General features: G+C 60.5%; 14 protein-coding genes. 7 read left to right on the forward strand and 7 right to left on the reverse strand.

What is annotated here, in order from left to right; all coding sequences use genetic code 11:
- Position 1: 1 nt before the first annotated feature.
- From hutH to hutG, 4 genes are all read left to right on the forward strand, one after another.
- A complete protein-coding gene (gene hutH / locus AB4N84_RS08725; protein ID WP_460046971.1) occupies positions 2-1,525 on the forward strand; it encodes a histidine ammonia-lyase in 1,524 nt (507 codons plus the stop codon).
- A 205-nt stretch (positions 1,526-1,730) separates the two neighbouring features.
- Positions 1,731-3,137, forward strand: coding sequence for an amino acid permease (locus AB4N84_RS08730; protein WP_460046002.1), 1,407 nt, complete (start codon positions 1,731-1,733; stop codon positions 3,135-3,137).
- A gap of 150 nt (positions 3,138-3,287) precedes the next feature.
- On the forward strand, positions 3,288-4,493 hold the full coding sequence (hutI, locus tag AB4N84_RS08735) for an imidazolonepropionase (RefSeq protein WP_460046004.1): 1,206 nt from the start codon (positions 3,288-3,290) through the stop codon (positions 4,491-4,493).
- A gap of 13 nt (positions 4,494-4,506) precedes the next feature.
- The gene (gene hutG, locus AB4N84_RS08740) at positions 4,507-5,310 is read left to right on the forward strand and encodes an N-formylglutamate deformylase (RefSeq protein ID WP_460046005.1); all 804 of its coding nucleotides are present in this window, start codon (positions 4,507-4,509) and stop codon (positions 5,308-5,310) included.
- Positions 5,311-5,683: 373 nt separating this feature from the next.
- Here the strand turns inward: hutG and AB4N84_RS08745 are convergent, their stop codons facing one another.
- Entirely contained in the window at positions 5,684-7,882 is a 2,199-nt protein-coding gene (locus tag AB4N84_RS08745) for a heavy metal translocating P-type ATPase (RefSeq protein WP_460046972.1), read from the reverse strand.
- On the opposite strand from AB4N84_RS08745, the gene AB4N84_RS08750 reads away from it, so the two are divergent.
- Both AB4N84_RS08750 and cadR read left to right on the forward strand, forming a co-directional pair.
- A complete protein-coding gene (locus AB4N84_RS08750; protein WP_425262211.1) occupies positions 7,841-7,969 on the forward strand; it encodes a hypothetical protein in 129 nt (42 codons plus the stop codon). The genes AB4N84_RS08745 and AB4N84_RS08750 overlap by 42 nt on opposite strands.
- A gap of 138 nt (positions 7,970-8,107) precedes the next feature.
- Positions 8,108-8,566 (forward strand): Cd(II)/Pb(II)-responsive transcriptional regulator, encoded by a 459-nt coding sequence (gene cadR / locus AB4N84_RS08755; RefSeq protein ID WP_460046006.1) that lies wholly within the window; start codon positions 8,108-8,110, stop codon positions 8,564-8,566.
- 176 nt (positions 8,567-8,742) lie between these two features.
- On the opposite strand, the gene AB4N84_RS08760 is transcribed toward cadR, so the two are convergent.
- The 5 genes from AB4N84_RS08760 to AB4N84_RS08780 all read right to left on the reverse strand — a co-directional run bounded on the left by AB4N84_RS08760 (position 8,743) and on the right by AB4N84_RS08780 (position 15,229).
- A complete protein-coding gene (locus AB4N84_RS08760) occupies positions 8,743-10,191 on the reverse strand; it encodes a catalase (protein ID WP_460046007.1) in 1,449 nt (482 codons plus the stop codon).
- A 284-nt stretch (positions 10,192-10,475) separates the two neighbouring features.
- The gene (gene cfa, locus AB4N84_RS08765; RefSeq protein WP_460046009.1) at positions 10,476-11,633 is read right to left on the reverse strand and encodes a cyclopropane fatty acyl phospholipid synthase; all 1,158 of its coding nucleotides are present in this window, start codon (positions 11,631-11,633) and stop codon (positions 10,476-10,478) included.
- 1,070 nt (positions 11,634-12,703) lie between these two features.
- Positions 12,704-13,537: a thymidylate synthase gene (locus AB4N84_RS08770; protein ID WP_074751444.1), complete on the reverse strand. Its 834-nt coding sequence runs from the start codon at positions 13,535-13,537 to the stop codon at positions 12,704-12,706.
- A gap of 57 nt (positions 13,538-13,594) precedes the next feature.
- On the reverse strand, positions 13,595-14,407 hold the full coding sequence (gene lgt, locus AB4N84_RS08775) for a prolipoprotein diacylglyceryl transferase (protein ID WP_460046010.1): 813 nt from the start codon (positions 14,405-14,407) through the stop codon (positions 13,595-13,597).
- A gap of 39 nt (positions 14,408-14,446) precedes the next feature.
- Positions 14,447-15,229: a sulfite exporter TauE/SafE family protein gene (locus AB4N84_RS08780; RefSeq protein ID WP_460046011.1), complete on the reverse strand. Its 783-nt coding sequence runs from the start codon at positions 15,227-15,229 to the stop codon at positions 14,447-14,449.
- Between the two features lie 115 nt (positions 15,230-15,344).
- Between AB4N84_RS08780 and AB4N84_RS08785 the strand changes: the two genes are divergently transcribed.
- Positions 15,345-16,091, forward strand: coding sequence for an NRDE family protein (locus AB4N84_RS08785; RefSeq protein ID WP_460046012.1), 747 nt, complete (start codon positions 15,345-15,347; stop codon positions 16,089-16,091).
- A 137-nt stretch (positions 16,092-16,228) separates the two neighbouring features.
- Here the strand turns inward: AB4N84_RS08785 and ptsP are convergent, their stop codons facing one another.
- Positions 16,229-18,508, reverse strand: coding sequence for a phosphoenolpyruvate--protein phosphotransferase (gene ptsP / locus AB4N84_RS08790; protein ID WP_460046013.1), 2,280 nt, complete (start codon positions 18,506-18,508; stop codon positions 16,229-16,231).
- Between the last annotated feature and the right edge of the window lie 6 nt (positions 18,509-18,514).

Below are 18,514 nucleotides of genomic sequence, written 5' to 3' on the forward strand. Positions count from 1 at the left end.
GCTGAACCTGATCCCCGGCCAGTTGACCCTGGCGCAACTGCGCGCGATCTATCAGCAACCCGTGACCCTCACACTGGACGCCAGCGCCGATCAGCAGATCGACAACAGCGTGGCGTGCGTCGAGCAGATCCTGGCCGAGAACCGCACGGCCTACGGCATCAACACCGGCTTCGGCCTGCTGGCCTCGACCCGCATCGCCAGCGCCGACCTGGAAAACCTTCAGCGTTCCCTGGTGCTCTCGCACGCAGCGGGCGTCGGTGCGCCGCTCAGCGATGATCTGGTGCGTTTGATCATGGTCCTCAAGGTCAACAGCCTGAGCCGTGGTTTCTCCGGCATTCGTCGTCAGGTCATCGACGCACTGATCGCCCTGATCAACGCCCAGGTGTATCCGCATATCCCGCTCAAGGGTTCGGTCGGTGCATCCGGCGACTTGGCGCCACTGGCCCACATGTCGCTGGTGCTGCTGGGCGAAGGCAAGGCGCGTTACAAAGGCCAATGGCTGAATGCGGTCGAAGCGCTGGCCGTCGCCGGTCTCACGCCGCTGACGCTGGCGGCCAAGGAAGGTCTGGCGCTGCTCAACGGCACCCAGGTGTCGACCGCGTATGCGCTGCGTGGCCTGTTCGAAGGTGAAGACCTGTTCGCGGGCGCCTTGAGCTGCGGCGCCCTCACGGTTGAAGCGGTGCTCGGCTCACGTGCACCGTTCGACCCGCGCATTCATGCTGCCCGTGGCCAGCGCGGTCAGATCGACGCCGCTGCCGCCTACCGTGACCTGCTGGGTGACGGCAGCGAGGTTTCCGAGTCCCATCGCGACTGCGACAAGGTGCAGGACCCGTACTCGCTGCGTTGCCAGCCGCAAGTCATGGGCGCCTGCCTGACTCAACTGCGTCAGGCCGCTGAAGTGCTGGCGATCGAATCCAACGCTGTGTCGGACAACCCGTTGGTGTTCGCGGCGGAAGGCGAAGTGATCTCGGGCGGTAACTTCCATGCCGAGCCTGTGGCCATGGCCGCTGACAACATCGCACTGGCCATCGCTGAAATCGGCTCGCTGAGCGAGCGGCGCATCTCGCTGATGATGGACAAGCACATGTCGCAACTGCCGCCGTTCCTGGTGGCCAATGGCGGCGTGAACTCCGGCTTCATGATCGCGCAGGTGACGGCAGCGGCCCTGGCCAGTGAAAACAAGGCACTGGCGCATCCGCACAGCGTCGACAGCCTGCCAACATCCGCCAACCAGGAAGACCACGTGTCGATGGCCCCGGCGGCCGGCAAGCGCCTCTGGGAAATGGCAGAGAACACCCGAGGCGTGCTGGCTGTAGAATGGCTGGCTGCGTGTCAGGGCCTGGACCTGCGTAACGGCCTGAAGACCTCTCAAAAACTGGAAACGGCCCGCACCACCCTGCGCGGCAAAGTACCGTTCTACGAAAAAGACCGCTTCTTCGCGCCAGACATCGAAGCCGCCACTGATCTGCTGGCTTCGAACTGCCTGAGCGAGCTGGTTTCTGCTGATCTGCTACCGAGTTTCTGATCGGTGACAGGCCAGGAGGGCCTGTCGTTGGAATGAGGGTGAAGGCATGACGCTGTTCTTTTGTAGGAGCGCGCCTGCCCGCGATGGCGGTGGATCAGACATGAATGCATTGGCTGACACACTGCAATCGCGGGCAAGCGCGCTCCTACGGGGACTTGTGTACTCACCTTCGTTTCACAGCAAAGAAAGACTAGGAAAGTGTGAAATGAAACCGCAAAACGCAACAGATCTGAAACGCGGGCTCAGCGCTCGTCACATTCGCTTCATGGCGCTGGGTTCGGCCATCGGCACCGGGCTGTTCTACGGCTCGGCCTCTGCCATCAAGCTTGCGGGGCCCGCGGTCCTGCTGGTCTACCTCATCGCGGGGGCCATGGTGTACATGGTCATGCGTGCGCTCGGCGAAATGGCCGTGCGCAACCCGGTGTCAGGCTCTTTCGGCCAGTACGCCACGACGTATCTGGGTCCGCTGGCAGGCTTCGTCCTGGGCTGGACCTACGCCTTCGAGATGATCATCGTCTGCCTGGCGGATGTCACCGCCTTCGGCATTTACATGGGCTTCTGGTTTCCGGACGTCCCGCGCTGGATCTGGGTGCTGGGCATTGTCTTCCTGATCGGCGCGCTTAACCTGTGCAGCGTCAAAGTCTTCGGCGAGCTGGAATTCTGGCTGTCGCTGCTCAAGGTCGGCGCCATCATTGCGATGATCCTGGCGGGCTTCGGCATCATGCTGTTCGGCATCGGTTCGGCGTCTGGCGAATCCGTGAGCCACGTGAGCAATCTCTGGACACAGGGCGGCTTCATGCCCAACGGCATTGGTGGCCTCGTCGCGTCGCTGGCGGTGGTGATGTTCGCCTTCGGCGGCATCGAAATCATTGGCGTTGCAGCCGGCGAAGCGCGCAACCCGGAGCGCGTGATTCCCCGTGCGATCAACGCGGTGCCGCTGCGCATTCTGTTGTTTTACGTGCTGACGCTGTTCGTATTGATGTCACTGTATCCGTGGCACCAGATCGGCGATCAAGGCAGCCCGTTCGTCCAGATTTTCGACCATCTGGGGATTTCCTCTGCGGCCATCATCCTCAACATCGTAGTGATCTCCGCCGCCGTGTCGGCGATCAACAGCGACATCTTCGGTGCCGGACGCATGATGTACGGCCTGGCGAAACAGGGCCAGGCCCCCGCAGGCTTTGCGCAATTGTCGGCCAACGGCGTGCCGTGGATGACCGTGCTGGTGATGGGCGCTGCCCTGCTCTGCGGCGTGGTGCTGAACTACCTGATTCCGGAAAACGTGTTCCTGCTGATTGCGTCCATCGCGACCTTTGCCACGGTTTGGGTGTGGCTGATGATTCTGGTTACCCAAATCGCAATGCGCCGCTCGATGAGCGCCGATGAAGTCGCGCAGCTCAAGTTCCCGGTGCCGTTCTGGCCGGTGGCACCGATCGTGGCAACAGCTTTCATGGTGTTCGTGTTCGGCGTGTTGGGGTATTTCCCCGACACCCAGGCCGCCCTGGTGGTCGGCGCCGTCTGGATCGTGTTGCTGGTGATCGCTTATTCGGTGTGGGTAAAGCCAGGTCAGCAGAGGAGCAACCCCGAGGCGAAACGCCGATTCGTTGACTGACATACAGCCTGTGGGAGCGAATTCATTCGCGATGCGGGATTACATCCAGTAGATATCTATCGAATGTAAGGGCCTCTCGCGAATGAATTCGCTCCCACAGGGTTCTGCGCATGGCGCGCAAGACACCATTCAAGACTCTGGGAGGCAATGATGAAAACGCTCTGGCAAAACTGTCACGCAGCAAGCATGGCGAACGGCACTTACTCGATCATCGAGGATGCCGCCATCGTGACCGAAGGCGCGCACATCGTCTGGATCGGCCCGCACGCCGAGCTGCCGGATCAGGGCGACATCAAAACCGTAGACTTGAAGGGCGCCTGGGTCACGCCCGGCCTGATCGACTGCCACACCCACACCGTATTCGGTGGCAATCGCAGCGGCGAATTCGAGCAGCGCCTGCAGGGCGTCAGCTATGCGGAAATCGCAGCGGCGGGTGGCGGCATCGCCAGTACCGTGCGCGCCACCCGAGCCGCCAGCGAAGAAGAGCTGTTCGCCAGCGCCAAGCGCCGTTTGCAGCAATTGCTCAAGGACGGCGTGACCACGGTGGAAATCAAATCAGGCTATGGCCTGGACCTCGCCAGCGAACGCAAGATGCTGCGCGTTGCGCGCCAACTCGGCGAACAACTGCCCGTCACGGTGCGCAATACCTGCCTTGCGGCTCACGCCCTGCCGCCGGAATACAAAGATCGCGCCGACGATTACATCGCCCACATCTGCAGTGAAATGCTGCCCGCACTGGCAGCGGAAAATCTGGTGGATGCGGTCGATGCCTTCTGCGAATACCTGGCCTTTTCGACCGAACAGGTCGAGCAGGTCTTCATCACGGCAGGGCAACTCGGCCTGCCCGTGAAACTGCATGCCGAACAATTGTCGTCGCTGCACGGGTCGAGTCTGGCCGCGCGCTATCAAGCGCTGTCCGCTGATCACCTGGAGTTCATGACCGAAGAAGATGCCATCGCCATGGCCGCCTCTGACACGGTGGCCGTGCTGTTGCCGGGCGCTTTCTATTTCCTGCGCGAAACCCAGCTACCGCCGATGGACGCCTTGCGCAAGCACGGCGTGAAGATCGCCATCGCCACCGACCTCAACCCCGGCACCTCGCCGGGCCTGTCGCTGCGACTGATGCTGAACATGGCGTGCACGCTGTTCCGCATGACGCCGGAAGAGGCACTGGCAGGCGCCACGATTCACGCGGCCAAGGCATTGGGCATGGCCGACACCCACGGTTCGCTGGAAGCCGGCAAGGTCGCGGACTTTGTCGCCTGGAACATTGAACGGCCGGCTGACCTGGCGTACTGGCTCGGCGGCGATCTTGAAAAACGCGTCGTGCGTCACGGCGTCGAGAGTACCTTTTAATCGGGAGACTACTGTGGACAAGGTTCTGAGTTTCACTCGCGGTCGCGTACCGCTGCTGATCAGCATGCCGCACCCTGGCCTGAACCTGACGCCGACCGTGCGTGAGGGCCTGGTCGACGAGGCCGTGAGCCTGCCGGACACCGACTGGCACATCCCGCGCCTCTACGACTTCGCACATGACCTGGGCGCAAGCGTGTTGAGCGCCGAATATTCGCGCTTCGTGATCGACCTCAATCGCCCGTCCGACGACACGCCGCTGTACGCCGGCGCCACCACCGGGCTGTTCCCGTCGACACTGTTCGAGGGCGATCCGCTCTTCAAAGAAGGCAAAACGCCGAGCAAGGAAGAGCGCGCGACGTACCTGGAGCAGATCTGGACGCCGTACCACGACACGTTGCGCAACGAGCTGGAGCGTCTGCGCGACGAGTTCGGCTATGCCCTGCTGTTTGATGCGCATTCGATTCGCGGGCACATCCCGCACCTGTTCGACGGCCGCCTGCCGGACTTCAACCTCGGCACATTCAACGGCGCCAGCTGCGACGAGTCGCTGGCCCGTCGTCTGGAAGCCACCTGCGCCGCCGCCAAGCTCTACAGCCACGTGCTCAACGGGCGCTTCAAGGGCGGCCACATAACGCGTCATTACGGCAACCCGGCCGAACACATCCACGCCGTGCAACTGGAACTGGTGCAAAGCACGTACATGGAGGAGTTCGTACCCTTTCATTACCGCGCGGACCTGGCAGAGCCGACCCGCGAGGTGTTGAAGGCGTTGCTGGAAGGCATGATCGCCTGGGGACGCGAGAAGTACAGAAAGTAAAACGCCCTCTGTGATGATCGTACCCACGCTACGCGTGGGCATGAATTCTGTGACGCTCCGCGTCACGGGACGCGGAGTGTCCGGGCCGGGCGTGCCCACGCCAAGCGAGGGCACGATCAAGGTTGTAGCTTGCTCGCGAAGACGTCCGTTCAGGCACCGCAGCGGTGACGGGTCAGATGCATTCGCGAGCAGGCTCGCTCCCACAGGTCTGAGGTGAACACACGTTCGTGCGTCAACCCGGACCCTGTGGGAGACGTCCGAGGTTACGAGGGCAGCGAAAGCGGAGTGTCAGTCACTGTGGAGGGAGCTGACCCACCGCATTCGCCAGCAAGCCGGCATACAGTGCGATGTACCCACATAGGCGCGGGACTGCTTACTTCCTCAACAACCGCAACCCGTTGAACACCACCAGCAGGCTCACGCCCATGTCGGCGAACACCGCCATCCACATGGTCGCGACACCCGCAAAGGTCACGGCCAGGAAGATCACTTTGATCACCAGCGCCAGCGCGATGTTTTGCTTGAGCACTGCCGAGGTGTCTCGCGACAGCCGGATGAACGCCGGGATCTTGCGCAAATCATCGTCCATCAAGGCGACATCGGCAGTCTCTATCGCCGTGTCGGTCCCGGCCGCCGCCATGGCAAAACCGATCTCTGCGCGCGCCAGCGCCGGTGCGTCGTTGATCCCGTCGCCGACCATGCCGACACGGTGATTCTTCGCATAAAGATCCTCGATAGCTTGCAGCTTGTCGGTCGGCAACAGGTTGCCCTGCGCCTGATCGATACCCACCTGGGCCGCAATCGCCTTGGCCGTGTGCGGGTTATCGCCCGTGAGCATCACGGTTTTCACGCCCAGCGCATGCAGTTGCGCGATGGCCTCCCGGCTGCTGTCCTTGACGGTATCGGCGACTGCGAACAGCGCCAGCGGACCTGTCTCATCAAACAGCAACACCACCGTTTTGCCCTGGCTTTCAAGCGCCTCAAGTCGCGCCTCAAGCTCAGGCGAACACAGCCCAGCCTCGTGCACCAGACGGTGGTTGCCCAAGTGGTACAGCCGCCCTTCGACTTCACCTTTCACGCCGCGTCCGCTGAGCGCTTCGAACGATTCAACCTGCAGATGCACGTCCAACCGGGCCGACGTGGCAATCGCCTGAGAAACCGGGTGATCGGAACGCCCCGCCAGGCTTGCCGAAATCGCCACGGCTTTCTCGCCGAACGCCTCATCGAGCACCACGTAGTCGGTCTGGACCGGCTTGCCATGGGTAATGGTCCCCGTCTTGTCCAGCGCCAGGTAATCGAGCTTATGGCCCATTTCCAGGTAGACGCCGCCCTTCACCAGAATCCCTTTGCGCGCCGCAGCCGCCAGGCCGCTGACAATGCTCACCGGTGTAGAAATCACCAGCGCACACGGACACGCCACCACCAGCAACACCAGCGCGCGATAAATCCAGTCAAACCAGGCCGCGTCCATGAACAGCGGAGGGATGACGGCCACGGCCAACGCCAGGAGGAACACCGCAGGCGTATATATTTTCGAGAAACTGTCGACGAAACGCTGCGTCGGCGCACGCGCGCCTTGAGCCGCTTCGACCGCATGAATGATCCGCGCCAGCGTCGAGTTGTTCGCAGCCGCCGTCACCGCGTATTCCAGCGAGCCGGCCTGATTGATGGTGCCCGCGAACACCTTGTCGCCCACGGTTTTTTCCACCGGCAGGCTCTCACCCGTGATCGGCGCCTGGTCAATCGTCGACTGACCTGAAACCACCTCACCGTCCAGACCGATACGCTCACCCGGTTTGACCCGCACAACGCTGCCCAGCGCGATCTGCTTGACCTCGACCTCCACCCACTGACCGTCCTGCTGCACGGTCGCGGTTTCAGGCGTGAGCTGCATCAGACCGCCAATGGCATTGCGCGCGCGATCAAGGGATTTGGCCTCGATCAGTTCAGCCACGGTGAACAGGAACATCACCATCGCTGCTTCCGGCCATTGCCCGATCAGCACGGCACCGGTGACGGCAATGCTCATCAGCGCATTGATGTTCAGGTTGAAGTTCTTGAGCGCAATCCAGCCCTTCTTATAGGTGGTCAAGCCGCCGCTGAGAATGGCGACCAGAGCAACGATCGCCACCACCCAATTGGGGGCGGCATCGGTGAAGTGAATGACCTCGGCCGCCACGGCCATGACGCCCGACAGCGCCAGCGGCCACCAAGGCTTTTTAGGCGCCGGCAACGACGCCGTTTCACTGTCGGCGCCCTGCTCGATCAAATCAGCCTGCATGCCCAACGACCCGATGGCCTCGCGGATGGGGTCGGTCGATGGCAACTCATGCCAGACGCCGAGCACGCGGTTGATCAGGTTGAATTCCAGCTTCTGGATGCCAGACATCTTGCCCAGCTTGTTCTGGATCAACGTCTGCTCGGTCGGGCAGTCCATGGCTTCGATGCGGAAACTGCTCAGCTGCGCGTTTTCCGTGGAGCCATTGCCAACGCTCACGACGGCCGGGGCGCTTTCGTGGGAGCAGCAGGAATGCGCGTGGTGCTCGTGCTTAACCACGGGGGTGAATTTCACTGGAGCCGAATGATTGTCGGCAGCGTGATCGTGATCGTGGTCATGCCCATGGGCCGAGTGATCGTGCCCGGCATGGTCATGATCTGAATGCGCATGATCAAGCGGACGTTGAGGCGAATGTTTGTGTACAGAGTCACTCATGGGTTGAGTCTCTAAAGGTGCGTGTTGCCAAGTGAACACCCTGTAGCCACTATAGGGTCAAGACACCATTTGAGAGCGATGACCATGAACGCGTCTTTCAAGATCGGCGAACTGGCCAAACTCACCGACTGCCCGGTGGAAACCATCCGTTATTACGAGCGTGAGGGGCTGCTGGCTGAACCCGCACGTAGCGAAGGCAATTATCGGCTGTACACCCAAGAGCACGTCGAGCGCCTGACGTTCATTCGCAACTGCCGCAGCCTGGACATGACCCTGGATGAAATCCGCAGCCTGCTGACCCTGCGCGACAGCCCGCAGGATCAGTGCGAGAACGTGAACGCCCTGATCGACGAGCATATCCGGCACGTCAGCGCGCGCATCGCCAGCTTGCAGGCATTACAGGAGCAGCTGGTCGATCTGCGCCAGCGTTGCAGTGAAGGTGCGCCGGACCATTGCGGGATTCTGGATCGGCTGGAAGTGAGCGGCAGCGTGGTCACGCCTGAGGTTGAGCAGTCCCATGTGGGCAGAAGCCACGGGCATTGATCAATGCGATCCATTGTAGGAGCGCGCTTGCCCGCGATAAGGGTCCTCAAATCGACATATTCGTCACGAGACTCCCCATCGCGGGCAAGCGCGCTCCTACATTGGACGCGTCAACGTGTGGATACAAAAAAGCCCCCGACCTGGCTCTCAGGTCGGGGGCGTTGTTTTAGCGGTGATCACGCGTGGTGAATGCGCTCAATCGCCTCCGTCACGCCAGCGCCGTACGCCGCATCCGCCAGGGTGCAGTGCTTGATGTGCAGCTGAATGATCGGAGCCGACACACCGCGCAGTGAGCGAGCGGTGTTGTCGAACAGGGACTGTTTCTCTGTCGGGCTCATGTTGCGGAACAGGTTGCCCGCCTGCGAGAAGTAGTCGTCATCCACACGGTGATTCCAGTGCCCCGCCGCGCCTTCGATAGAGAGCGGTGGCTCTCTGAAATCAGGTTGTTCCACGAACGCGCCCTTGGTGTTGGGCTCGTATGAGGTCATGCCGCCGCGATTACCGTCGATCCGCATCACGCCGTCGCGGTGGTAGCTGTTCACGTGCAGCGCAGCCCGTGGCGAGTTCACCGGGATCTGGTGAAAGTTGACGGTCAAGCGGTAGCGCTGCGCATCACCGTAGGAGAACAACCGGCCTTGCAGCATCTTGTCTGGCGAGAAGCTGATGCCCGGTACGACGCTGGAGGGCGCGAAGGCAGCCTGTTCGACGTCGGCAAAGTTGTTTTCCGGGTTGCGGTTCAGCTCGAACACACCCACTTCGATCAGCGGGTAATCAGCCTTCGGCCAGACTTTGGTCAGGTCGAACGGGTTGATGTGATACGCGCCTGCTTCCTTCTCCGGCATGATCTGCACGAACAGTTTCCAGCGCGGGAAGTTGCCGCTCTCGATGTTCTCGTACAGGTCACGGTGGTGCGACTCACGGTCACGACCGACCAGATCCTGTGCTTCGGCGTCGCTCAGGTTGGCGATGCCTTGCTGCGAGACGAAGTGGAACTTCACCCAGAAGCGCTCATGCTGCGCGTTCAGGAAGCTGTAGGTGTGGCTGCCGAAACCGTGCATCTCACGGTAGCTGCGCGGAATACCGCGCTCACTCATGACCACAGTGACCTGGTGGAACGACTCAGGCAGCTGAGTCCAGAAGTCCCAGTTGTTCTCGGCGCTACGCATGCCGGTGCGTGGATCGCGTTTCACGGCGTGGTTCAGGTCCGGGAATTTGAGCGGATCGCGCAGGAAGAACACTGGTGTGTTGTTGCCGACCAGGTCCCAGTTGCCTTCTTCGGTGTAGAACTTCAGCGCAAAACCACGGATGTCGCGTTCGGCGTCCGCCGCGCCACGCTCACCGGCAACGGTAGAGAAGCGGGCGAACATTTCAGTCTGCTTGCCGACCTGCGAGAAGAGTTTTGCACGGGTGTATTGGGTGATGTCGTGGGTCACCGTGAAGGTGCCGAATGCGCCCGAGCCTTTGGCGTGCATGCGGCGCTCCGGGATCACTTCGCGATCAAAGTGAGCCAGCTTTTCCAGGAACCAGACATCCTGCAGCAGCGCAGGGCCGTTCGGGCCAGCGGTCTGGATGTTCTGGTTATCGACTACGGGGGCGCCGAATGCGGTCGTCAGTTTGTTGCTCATGCGCTTTTCTCCACAGATGATCACTGTTTGGGCGACCTCTGTTGAAGCCGACCTTTGTCTGTCCGATGGGGAGAACGATAAGGAAAACCCGGCGCATACGCTCATTGTGAGTCCGCACTGGGTGAATAGAGGAATTCAATCGGTTATTTATTGATCGATAGCGTGCAGTGATGACCCTGCCGCCATGTAGGAGCGCGCTTGCCCGCGAAAAATACAATGCGGTCCCTCAGGCAGAACTCGTCATCGTTCATCGCGGGCAAGCGCGCTCCTACGGGTAGAGAGGGTTAGATCTGGCTGCGATGGTAGCCGTGTGGCACGCCGCCTTTGGACAGGACCCACTGCCACAGCTGGATGTCTCGTGCCCGGAACGCCCCAGCGCAAGACAGCAGGTAATAACGCCACATGCGGAAGAAGCGCTCACCCAACTGCGCCTCGAACTGCGGCCAGGCTTTCATGAAGTTGTCGTGCCAGGCCATCAGTGTCTTGTCGTAATCGGAACCGAAGTTGTGCAAGTCTTCGACGACAAACAACCCGTCCATGGCATCGCCCATCTGGCCTATCGACGGCAGATCACCGTTGGGGAATATGTATTTGTCGATCCAGGGATCAGGATAAGAATTGCGCTGGTTCTTGCCGATGGTGTGCAACAGAAACAATCCACCCGGTTTCAAACAACGGTGGGCCAGTTCCATGTATTCGCGATGATTCTTGCGACCTACGTGCTCAAACATACCGACACTGGCGATGGCATCGAACGGCTCATCCAGTTCGCGATAGTCCTGGAAGCGGAACTCCAGTGGCAGGTCCTTGTACCGCTCTTTGGCCCAGGCGATCTGCTCTTTTGAAATGCTCACGCCCACCGCCTCCACACCGTAGTGTTCAGCGGCGTAACTCATGAAGCTTCCCCAACCACAGCCGATGTCCAACACCCGCATACCCGGCTTCAATTGAAGTTTGCGGCATATCAGGTCCAGCTTGGCGGCTTGCGCTTCTTCCAGATTGCTCGCGTTCTCCCAATACCCACAGGTGTAGGTCATTCGGGAATCGAGCATGGTCGAATAGAATTCGTTGCCGAGGTCGTAATGCACTTCGCCGACCGTTTTGGAACGTTTGATGTTCTGACGGTTCATGAACTTCGCCATCAGTGCATACAACACCAGGCGGACGGGTTTCACATCATCGGTCATCCCGGTCTTGAGCAACCGGTGGAAAAACTCGTCCAGATGTTCGCTGTCCCACTGGCCATCCATGTACGCCTCGCCCAACCCCAGATTCCCTTGCGCAAACGCCCTTTCGATAACGCCTGGACCATTGAAACGGATATCCGAAGGGGCCGTTCCATTAATCTGGATCCCGGCTTCGTTGAGTATTCTTGCGGCGGTGCGATAAAGACCGGAGGTGTGGTCGGAGAAGGTGTCAGTGCTGAAGTTCGTCGTGGTCATGGATGGCTATTTCCAAACGCGTGTCAGGCTAAGACTTTCGGGTAGACGCCGACTATAGAACAAACATTCAACGGATTTAAACTCGATAGTTTCAATCTGTAGATTGAAAATATCTATCAAGACAATTTTGTTTACCACCTTGCAAAACAGTTATTACACAACTGCAACAATACGAACTTCCATGCCGACATATAAACCAAAACAAAACAAGTTCGTACCGGTTAGAACATAGAAGGTTTGTGCGGTTTTATACGTAATCTGGAATCCCAGAAATCCTTCTCGGCGGGAAGTGCACCGCAAGCATCAAACCGCCGCGATCCCTGTAAGCAGTCCGAGTTTAGAGGGCCGCGAAGAGGCCGGTACAGCCAACGCACTTCTGGCGGGTGATAGACCGCATTCGCCACCGTCGTAACCTCCTGCAGCTACCACACGGTTTGTGCCGGGCACCACCATCGCAGCACGCGGTCCCTGTATTTGTGTTGGGCCACCATCGCGTCACGCGGTCCCTGTAGGAGTAGTCCGAGGTTACGAGGGCCGCGAAGAGGCCGGTACAGCCAACGCACTTCTGGCGGGTGATAGACCGCATTCGCCACCGTCGTAACCTCCGGCAGCTCCCACAAGATTTGTGCCGGGCACCACCATCGCAGCACGCGGTCCCTGTATTGGTGGTGGGCCACCATCGCGTCACGCGGTCCCTGTAGGAGCAGTCCGAGGTTACGAGGGCCGCGAAGAGGCCGGTACAGCCAACGCACTTCTGGCGGGTGATAGACCGCATTCGCCACCGTCGTAACCTCTTGCAGCTCCCACACGGTTTGTGCCGGGCACCACCATCGCAGCACGCGGTCCCTGTATTGGTGTTGGGCCACCATCGCGTCACGCGATCCCTGTAGGAGCAGTCCGAGGTTACGAGGGCCGCGAAGAGGCCGGTACAGTCAACGCACTTCCGGCGGGTGACAGACCGCATTCGCCACCGTCGTAACCTCCTGCAGCTCCCACAAGGATTGTGCCGGGCAGCACCCACGGCATTACGCGATCTTTGTAGGAGCAATCCGAGGTTACGAACATTCGACTTAAACGGCCACCGGCGCCTTGATGCTCGGGTCGGCGTCGTAGCCCACGATTTCGAAATCTTCGAAGCGGTAGTCGTAGATGCTTTCCGGGCGACGGTTGATCTTCAACTGAGGCAGCTTTTTGGGCGTACGGGTCAGTTGGGTGGCAATCTGCTCTTCGTGGTTCGAATACGCATGGGTATCACCCAGACTCACGATGATCTCGTGCGGGATCAGGTCGCATTGCTGGGCCAGCATATGGGTCAGCAGCGCCAATGCGGCGATGTTGTACGGCAGGCCGAGGAACACGTCGGAGCTGCGAATGTACAACTGCATGGACAGCTTGCCGTCGGCAACGAACGCCTGGTACAGCAGATGACACACCGCCAGCGCCTGACGCCCGGCCTTCACGTTCTCCTGCGGCGAGAGTTTCTCGTCGGGCAGGTATTCGGTGTTCCAGCCGTGGAACAGGATGCGGCGGCTGTTCGGGTTGTTTTTCAGGCAGTCGACCATGTAGTCGATCTGGTTGATCTTCCCGCCGTCCTTCGTTGGCCAGCCGGTCCATTGCGCGCCGTAGACAGGCCCCAGATCGCCCTCTTCGGTCGCCCACTCATCCCAGATGGTCACGCCATTTTCGTTCAACCATTTGGTGTTGGTGTTGCCACTGAGCATCCAGATGAGCTCGTTGGCGATGCTCTTGAAGTGCAGCTTCTTGGTGGTCAGCAGCGGGAAACCATCGGCCAGATTGTGGCGAATCTGACGACCGAACACAGCGGTGGTGCCGGTGCCGGTGCGGTCGCCCTTACGCGTCCCGTTGGCAATGACGTCCTGTAACAGCTCAAGGTATTGCTTCATGCCCAAAGGCCCTCTGTATCGGTGAATCCGCCGGGCGTGCAGGCCCGGCCATTCAAATCAAACGGCTGCCTTGTTGGCAGCAGGCGCGCGGTGGTACGCCAGCCAGATCAACACCAGACCACCGATGATCATCGGCAGGCTGAGGATCTGCCCCATGGTGACCCAACCCCAGGCCAGGTAACCCAACTGGGCATCCGGCACGCGAACGAATTCCACGACGAAACGGAAAATCCCGTAGAACAGCGCGAACATGCCGGATACGGCCATGGTCGGACGCGGCTTGCGTGAAAAGAAGTAAAGAATGACGAACAATGCCACACCTTCCAGCGCGAACTGGTAGAGCTGCGACGGATGACGCGGCAGCTGTGCAGGGTCGCTGTACGGCGGGAAAACCATGGCCCAAGGTAGGTCGGTCGGTTTGCCCCACAATTCGCCATTGATGAAGTTACCGATGCGCCCGGCGCCCAGGCCGATCGGCACCATCGGCGCGATGAAGTCCATCAACTGGAAGAACGACTTGCCGTTGCGCTTGCCGAACCAGTAGGTCGCGATCATCACACCGATGAAGCCACCGTGGAACGCCATGCCGCCCTTCCACACCTCGAAGATCAGCAGCGGGTTGGCGATGTAGTTAGGCAGGTCATAGAACAGCACGTAGCCCAGCCGCCCTCCGACGATTACACCCATCGCGACCCAGAAGATCATGTCCGAGAGTTTTTCCTTGGTCCACGTCGGGTCGAATCGATTCAGACGACGTGAAGCCAGAAACCAGGCACTGCCGATGCCGACCAGATACATCAGGCCGTACCAGTGAATTTGCAGCGGACCGATGGCCACGGCTACCGGGTCAATCTGCGGGTAAGGCAGCATTGCGACTCCTTAAAAATAGGACGCTCGGGGAGCGACAGATCAAATCAGAAAACTTGTACCGACCACTACCAGCAACAGCGCGAACAGTCGTTTCAGCACCCTGGGTGACAGTTTGTGCGCCAGCTTCGCGCCGAAACGGGCGAAAAACATGCTGGTTACGGCAATGCCAATCAATGCGGGCAAATACACGAAACCCAAACTATGCGGTGGCAACATGGGGTCGTGCCACCCAAGAATCATGAAACTTATGGCACTGGCCACCGCGATGGGAAACCCACAGGCCGATGATGTCGCGACGGCTTGCTGCATGGTCAGACTGCGCCACGTCAGAAACGGCACCGTGAGCGAACCGCCGCCGATGCCGAAAATCGCCGATGCCCAACCGATCACCACGCCTGCCGCGGTCAAACCCGGCTTGCCGGGGACGCCCAGACTGGCCTTGGGTTTGAAGTTCAGCGCCATCTGGATCGCCACCAGAATGGCGAACACCCCGATGATTTTCTGCAAATTAGGCCCGGCAATGTAGCTGGCCGTCAGCGAGCCGAGCCCTGCACCGATGAGAATCCCCACGGTCATCCAGGCGAACACCCGCCACTGCACGGCTCCCACGCGATGATGCGCGCGGACCGACTGGATCGAGGTGAAGACGATGGTGGCCAGCGAGGTCCCCACCGCCAGGTGCGTCAGAACGGAAGCGTCGAACCCTTGCAGCGTGAAGCTGAACACCAACACCGGAACGATGATGATGCCGCCACCCACACCGAACAGGCCAGCCAGCACGCCCGCGCAGGCGCCCAGGGCCAGATAGAGCAGAAATTCCATGGGTGCCTCCGAAAACCAGTGCGGCATGTTACCGGACCCGGCAATTGACCTCTAGCAGCGCGCGATGGATGTCCGCCGGATCTGTGCGTAGAGTGGCGAAAAAAGGAGGCCCCGCATGTGCCTGATCGTCTTCGCCTGGCGACCTGACCACTCACAACCGCTGATCCTGGCGGCCAACCGTGACGAATTCTATGCCCGTCCGACCCTGCCCCTCGCGCAATGGGAAGAGACGCCGCACGTTTACGCCGGGCGTGATCTGGAGGCAGGCGGCACGTGGCTGGGTGTCAGTGCGCAGGGGCGTTTTGCGGCACTGACCAATATTCGCGCCCCGGGAAAGCCCTTGGGCCGACGCTCCCGGGGTGAACTCGTTGCTCATTTTTTGAGCGGTTCATTGTCGATTGACCAATACCTGAGCGAAGTCGCCGGGCGTTCGACAGAGTACGGCGGCTTCAATCTACTGGTGGGTGATCGTCAGGAGCTGCACTTTCTCAACGCCACCGATCCCGTGCCCCGCCGCTTGCAGGCCGGCGTCTACGGTGTCTCCAACGCCGGGCTCGATACGCCATGGCCGAAACTGACGAAAGCCAAGGCCGCGCTTTCCGAACACCTGGACGACCCGCAGCCTGACGCATTGTTCAGATTCCTGGCCGACCCCGACGCGGCCGCCGACGCAGATTTGCCCAGCACCGGCGTGGGCCTGGCCACCGAGAAACTGCTGTCCAGCGTGTTCATCGCCAGCCCCAACTACGGCACGCGCGCGAGCACGGTGCTGATCGTCAACGCCGATGGCAGTCGGCGATTGATCGAGCACAGTTTCGGGCCGTATGGCGGGCGATTGGGTGAGGTGGAGTTAGCGATTTAACATACGGAAGCAGATTTCCTGTGGGAGCGAATTCATTCGCGATACGGTGGTGCATCCGACAGACATGTGTGGAATGTACCGGCCCCTCGCGAATGAATTCGCTCCCACAGAGGGTATTTTAGAGGATTGACTACCGATCAATGCCCTTTGACTGACCCAGGATTGATCATCCTCGACAACCCTAGATTTCTCAGCGCCAGCTGCAGCGAGCTGCTGATGACCTGCGGATTGTCGTTTTTCATCAGTTGGGCCAACAGTTCCTTGGCCTTGCTCAGGTTGATCTGACGCAGCATCCATTTCACTTTCGGCAAGTTGGTGGCGTTCATCGACAGGCTGTCGAAACCCATCGCCATCAACAGCACCGCAGCGGCCGGATCACCCGCCATTTCGCCGCAGATACTCACCGGCTTGCCCTCGGCATGCGCGTCGCGCACCACATTTTGCAGCGCTTGCAGCACCGCCGGGTGCAAGTAGTCGTACAGATCGGCCACGCGCGGGTTGTTCCGGTCGACCGCCAGTAGGTACTGAGTCAGGTCGTTGGAGCCTACCGACAGGAAGTCCACCTGACGCGCCAACTCGCGGGTCTGATAGACCGCCGCAGGGACTTCAATCATCACACCCACAGGCGGCATCGGCACATCGGTGCCTTCGTCGCGCACTTCGCCCCACGCACGGTGGATCAGGTGCAGGGCTTCTTCGGTTTCGTGCGTGCCGGAAATCATCGGCAGCAGGATCCGCAGGTTGTTCAAGCCTTCGCTGGCCTTGAGCATGGCGCGGGTCTGCACCAGGAAGATCTCCGGGTGATCGAGGGTAACGCGAATGCCGCGCCAGCCCAGAAACGGGTTGTCTTCCTTGATCGGGAAATAAGACAGCGCCTTGTCACCGCCGATGTCCAGCGTCCGCATGGTCACGGGCAAGGGATGGAACGCGGCCAGTTGCTCGCGGTAGATCGCCAGCTGTTCCTTCTCGCTCGGGAAGCGCTGGTTGATCATGAACGGGACTTCGGTGCGGTACAGACCAACGCCTTCAGCGCCGCGCTGTTGAGCGCGCGCCACGTCTGCCAGCAGACCGGTGTTGACCCACAACGGCATGCGGTGACCGTCCAGCGTGACGCAGGGCAACTCGCGCAACGCATCCAGGCCCTGAGACAGCTGGCGCTCTTCCTCGACCACCACGGAGTACTGCTTGCGCAGCACTTCACTCGGGTTGGTGTAGACCTCGCCGTGGTAGCCGTCGACGATCAGCTCGATGCCATCGACCTTCGAATACGGCAGATCGACCGCGCCCATGACCGTGGGAATGCCCATGGCCCGGGCCAGAATCGCGACGTGGGAGTTACCCGAACCCAATACCGACACCAGGCCGACCAGCTTGCCCTCCGGCACCTCGCCCAGCATCGCCGGCGTCAGCTCTTCACTGACCAGAATGGTGTTGTCGGGATAGACCAGGGCTTGCTGACGCGCTTCTTGAAGGTACGCCAGCAGACGACGACCCAGGTCTTTGACGTCCGATGCACGCTCGCGCAGGTAGGCGTCGTCCATCAGCTCGAAACGTTTGACGTGCTCGTTGACCACCGAACGCAATGCGCCCTGAGCCCACTGGCCGGTCTTGATCACGTTGGTGACTTCGCTGCCCAGCGAGGCATCGTCGAGCATCATCAGGTAGACGTCGAACAGCGCACGCTCTTCCGGGCGCAATTGTGTAGCCAACTTCGCCGAAAGGGTACGCATATCGCTACGAACGCCCTCAAGGGCGTTCTGAAAGAGCTTAAGCTCGGCGCTTATGTCGGTGACGGTCTTGTCCGGCACCACTTCAAGGTCGGCTGGCGGGAGCATGACCAGCGCCGTACCGACCGCCGCACCCGGCGATCCCGGCACGCCGACGAACTTGGCTTCCTGGATGCCCTTGCCTTGGCGCCCCAATCCGCGAATCGAGCCCGTGGCTTCAGCGTGGGCGATAACACCGGCAAGCTGCGCGCTCATGGTCACGAGGAAGGCTTCTTCGCCCTCGTCGAACTGACGACGCTCCTTTTGCTGAATCACCAGAACGCCAACCACGCGGCGATGGTGGATGATCGGCGCACCGAGGAAAGACGCATAACGCTCTTCGCCGGTTTCGGCAAAGTAGCGATAACGAGGGTGATCGGCGGCGTTTTCCAGGTTCAGCGGCTCTTCGCGCGTACCGACCAGGCCGACGAGACCCTCATTGGGGGCCATGCTGACCTTGCCGATAGAGCGCTTGTTCAAGCCCTCTGTGGCCATCAACACGAAACGATTGCTTTCGGGGTCGAGCAAATAGACCGAGCAGACCTGGCTGCTCATGGCCTCTTTGACGCGTAACACAATAATCCCCAACGCCGCCTTGAGATCCTTGGCGGAGTTAACTTCCTGGACGATCTTGCGCAGCGTATTGAGCATGGCTCG

The sequence above is a fragment of the Pseudomonas sp. S2_H01 genome, from assembly GCF_054668305.1.

Bases quoted from the DNA above. Each gene is read 5' to 3' on its own strand.
- AB4N84_RS08770 (WP_074751444.1), bottom strand. From the start codon at position 13,537: ATGAAGCAATACCTTGAGCTGTTACAGGACGTCATTGCCAACGGGACG.
- cfa (WP_460046009.1), bottom strand. From the start codon at position 11,633: ATGACCACGACGAACTTCAGCACTGACACCTTCTCCGACCACACCTCC.
- cadR (WP_460046006.1), top strand. From the start codon at position 8,108: ATGAACGCGTCTTTCAAGATCGGCGAACTGGCCAAACTCACCGACTGC.
- AB4N84_RS08760 (WP_460046007.1), bottom strand. From the start codon at position 10,191: ATGAGCAACAAACTGACGACCGCATTCGGCGCCCCCGTAGTCGATAAC.
- AB4N84_RS08785 (WP_460046012.1), top strand. From the start codon at position 15,345: ATGTGCCTGATCGTCTTCGCCTGGCGACCTGACCACTCACAACCGCTG.
- AB4N84_RS08750 (WP_425262211.1), top strand. From the start codon at position 7,841: ATGCGCGTGGTGCTCGTGCTTAACCACGGGGGTGAATTTCACTGGAGC.
- AB4N84_RS08780 (WP_460046011.1), bottom strand. From the start codon at position 15,229: ATGGAATTTCTGCTCTATCTGGCCCTGGGCGCCTGCGCGGGCGTGCTG.
- lgt (WP_460046010.1), bottom strand. From the start codon at position 14,407: ATGCTGCCTTACCCGCAGATTGACCCGGTAGCCGTGGCCATCGGTCCG.
- AB4N84_RS08730 (WP_460046002.1), top strand. From the start codon at position 1,731: ATGAAACCGCAAAACGCAACAGATCTGAAACGCGGGCTCAGCGCTCGT.
- ptsP (WP_460046013.1), bottom strand. From the start codon at position 18,508: ATGCTCAATACGCTGCGCAAGATCGTCCAGGAAGTTAACTCCGCCAAG.
- hutI (WP_460046004.1), top strand. From the start codon at position 3,288: ATGAAAACGCTCTGGCAAAACTGTCACGCAGCAAGCATGGCGAACGGC.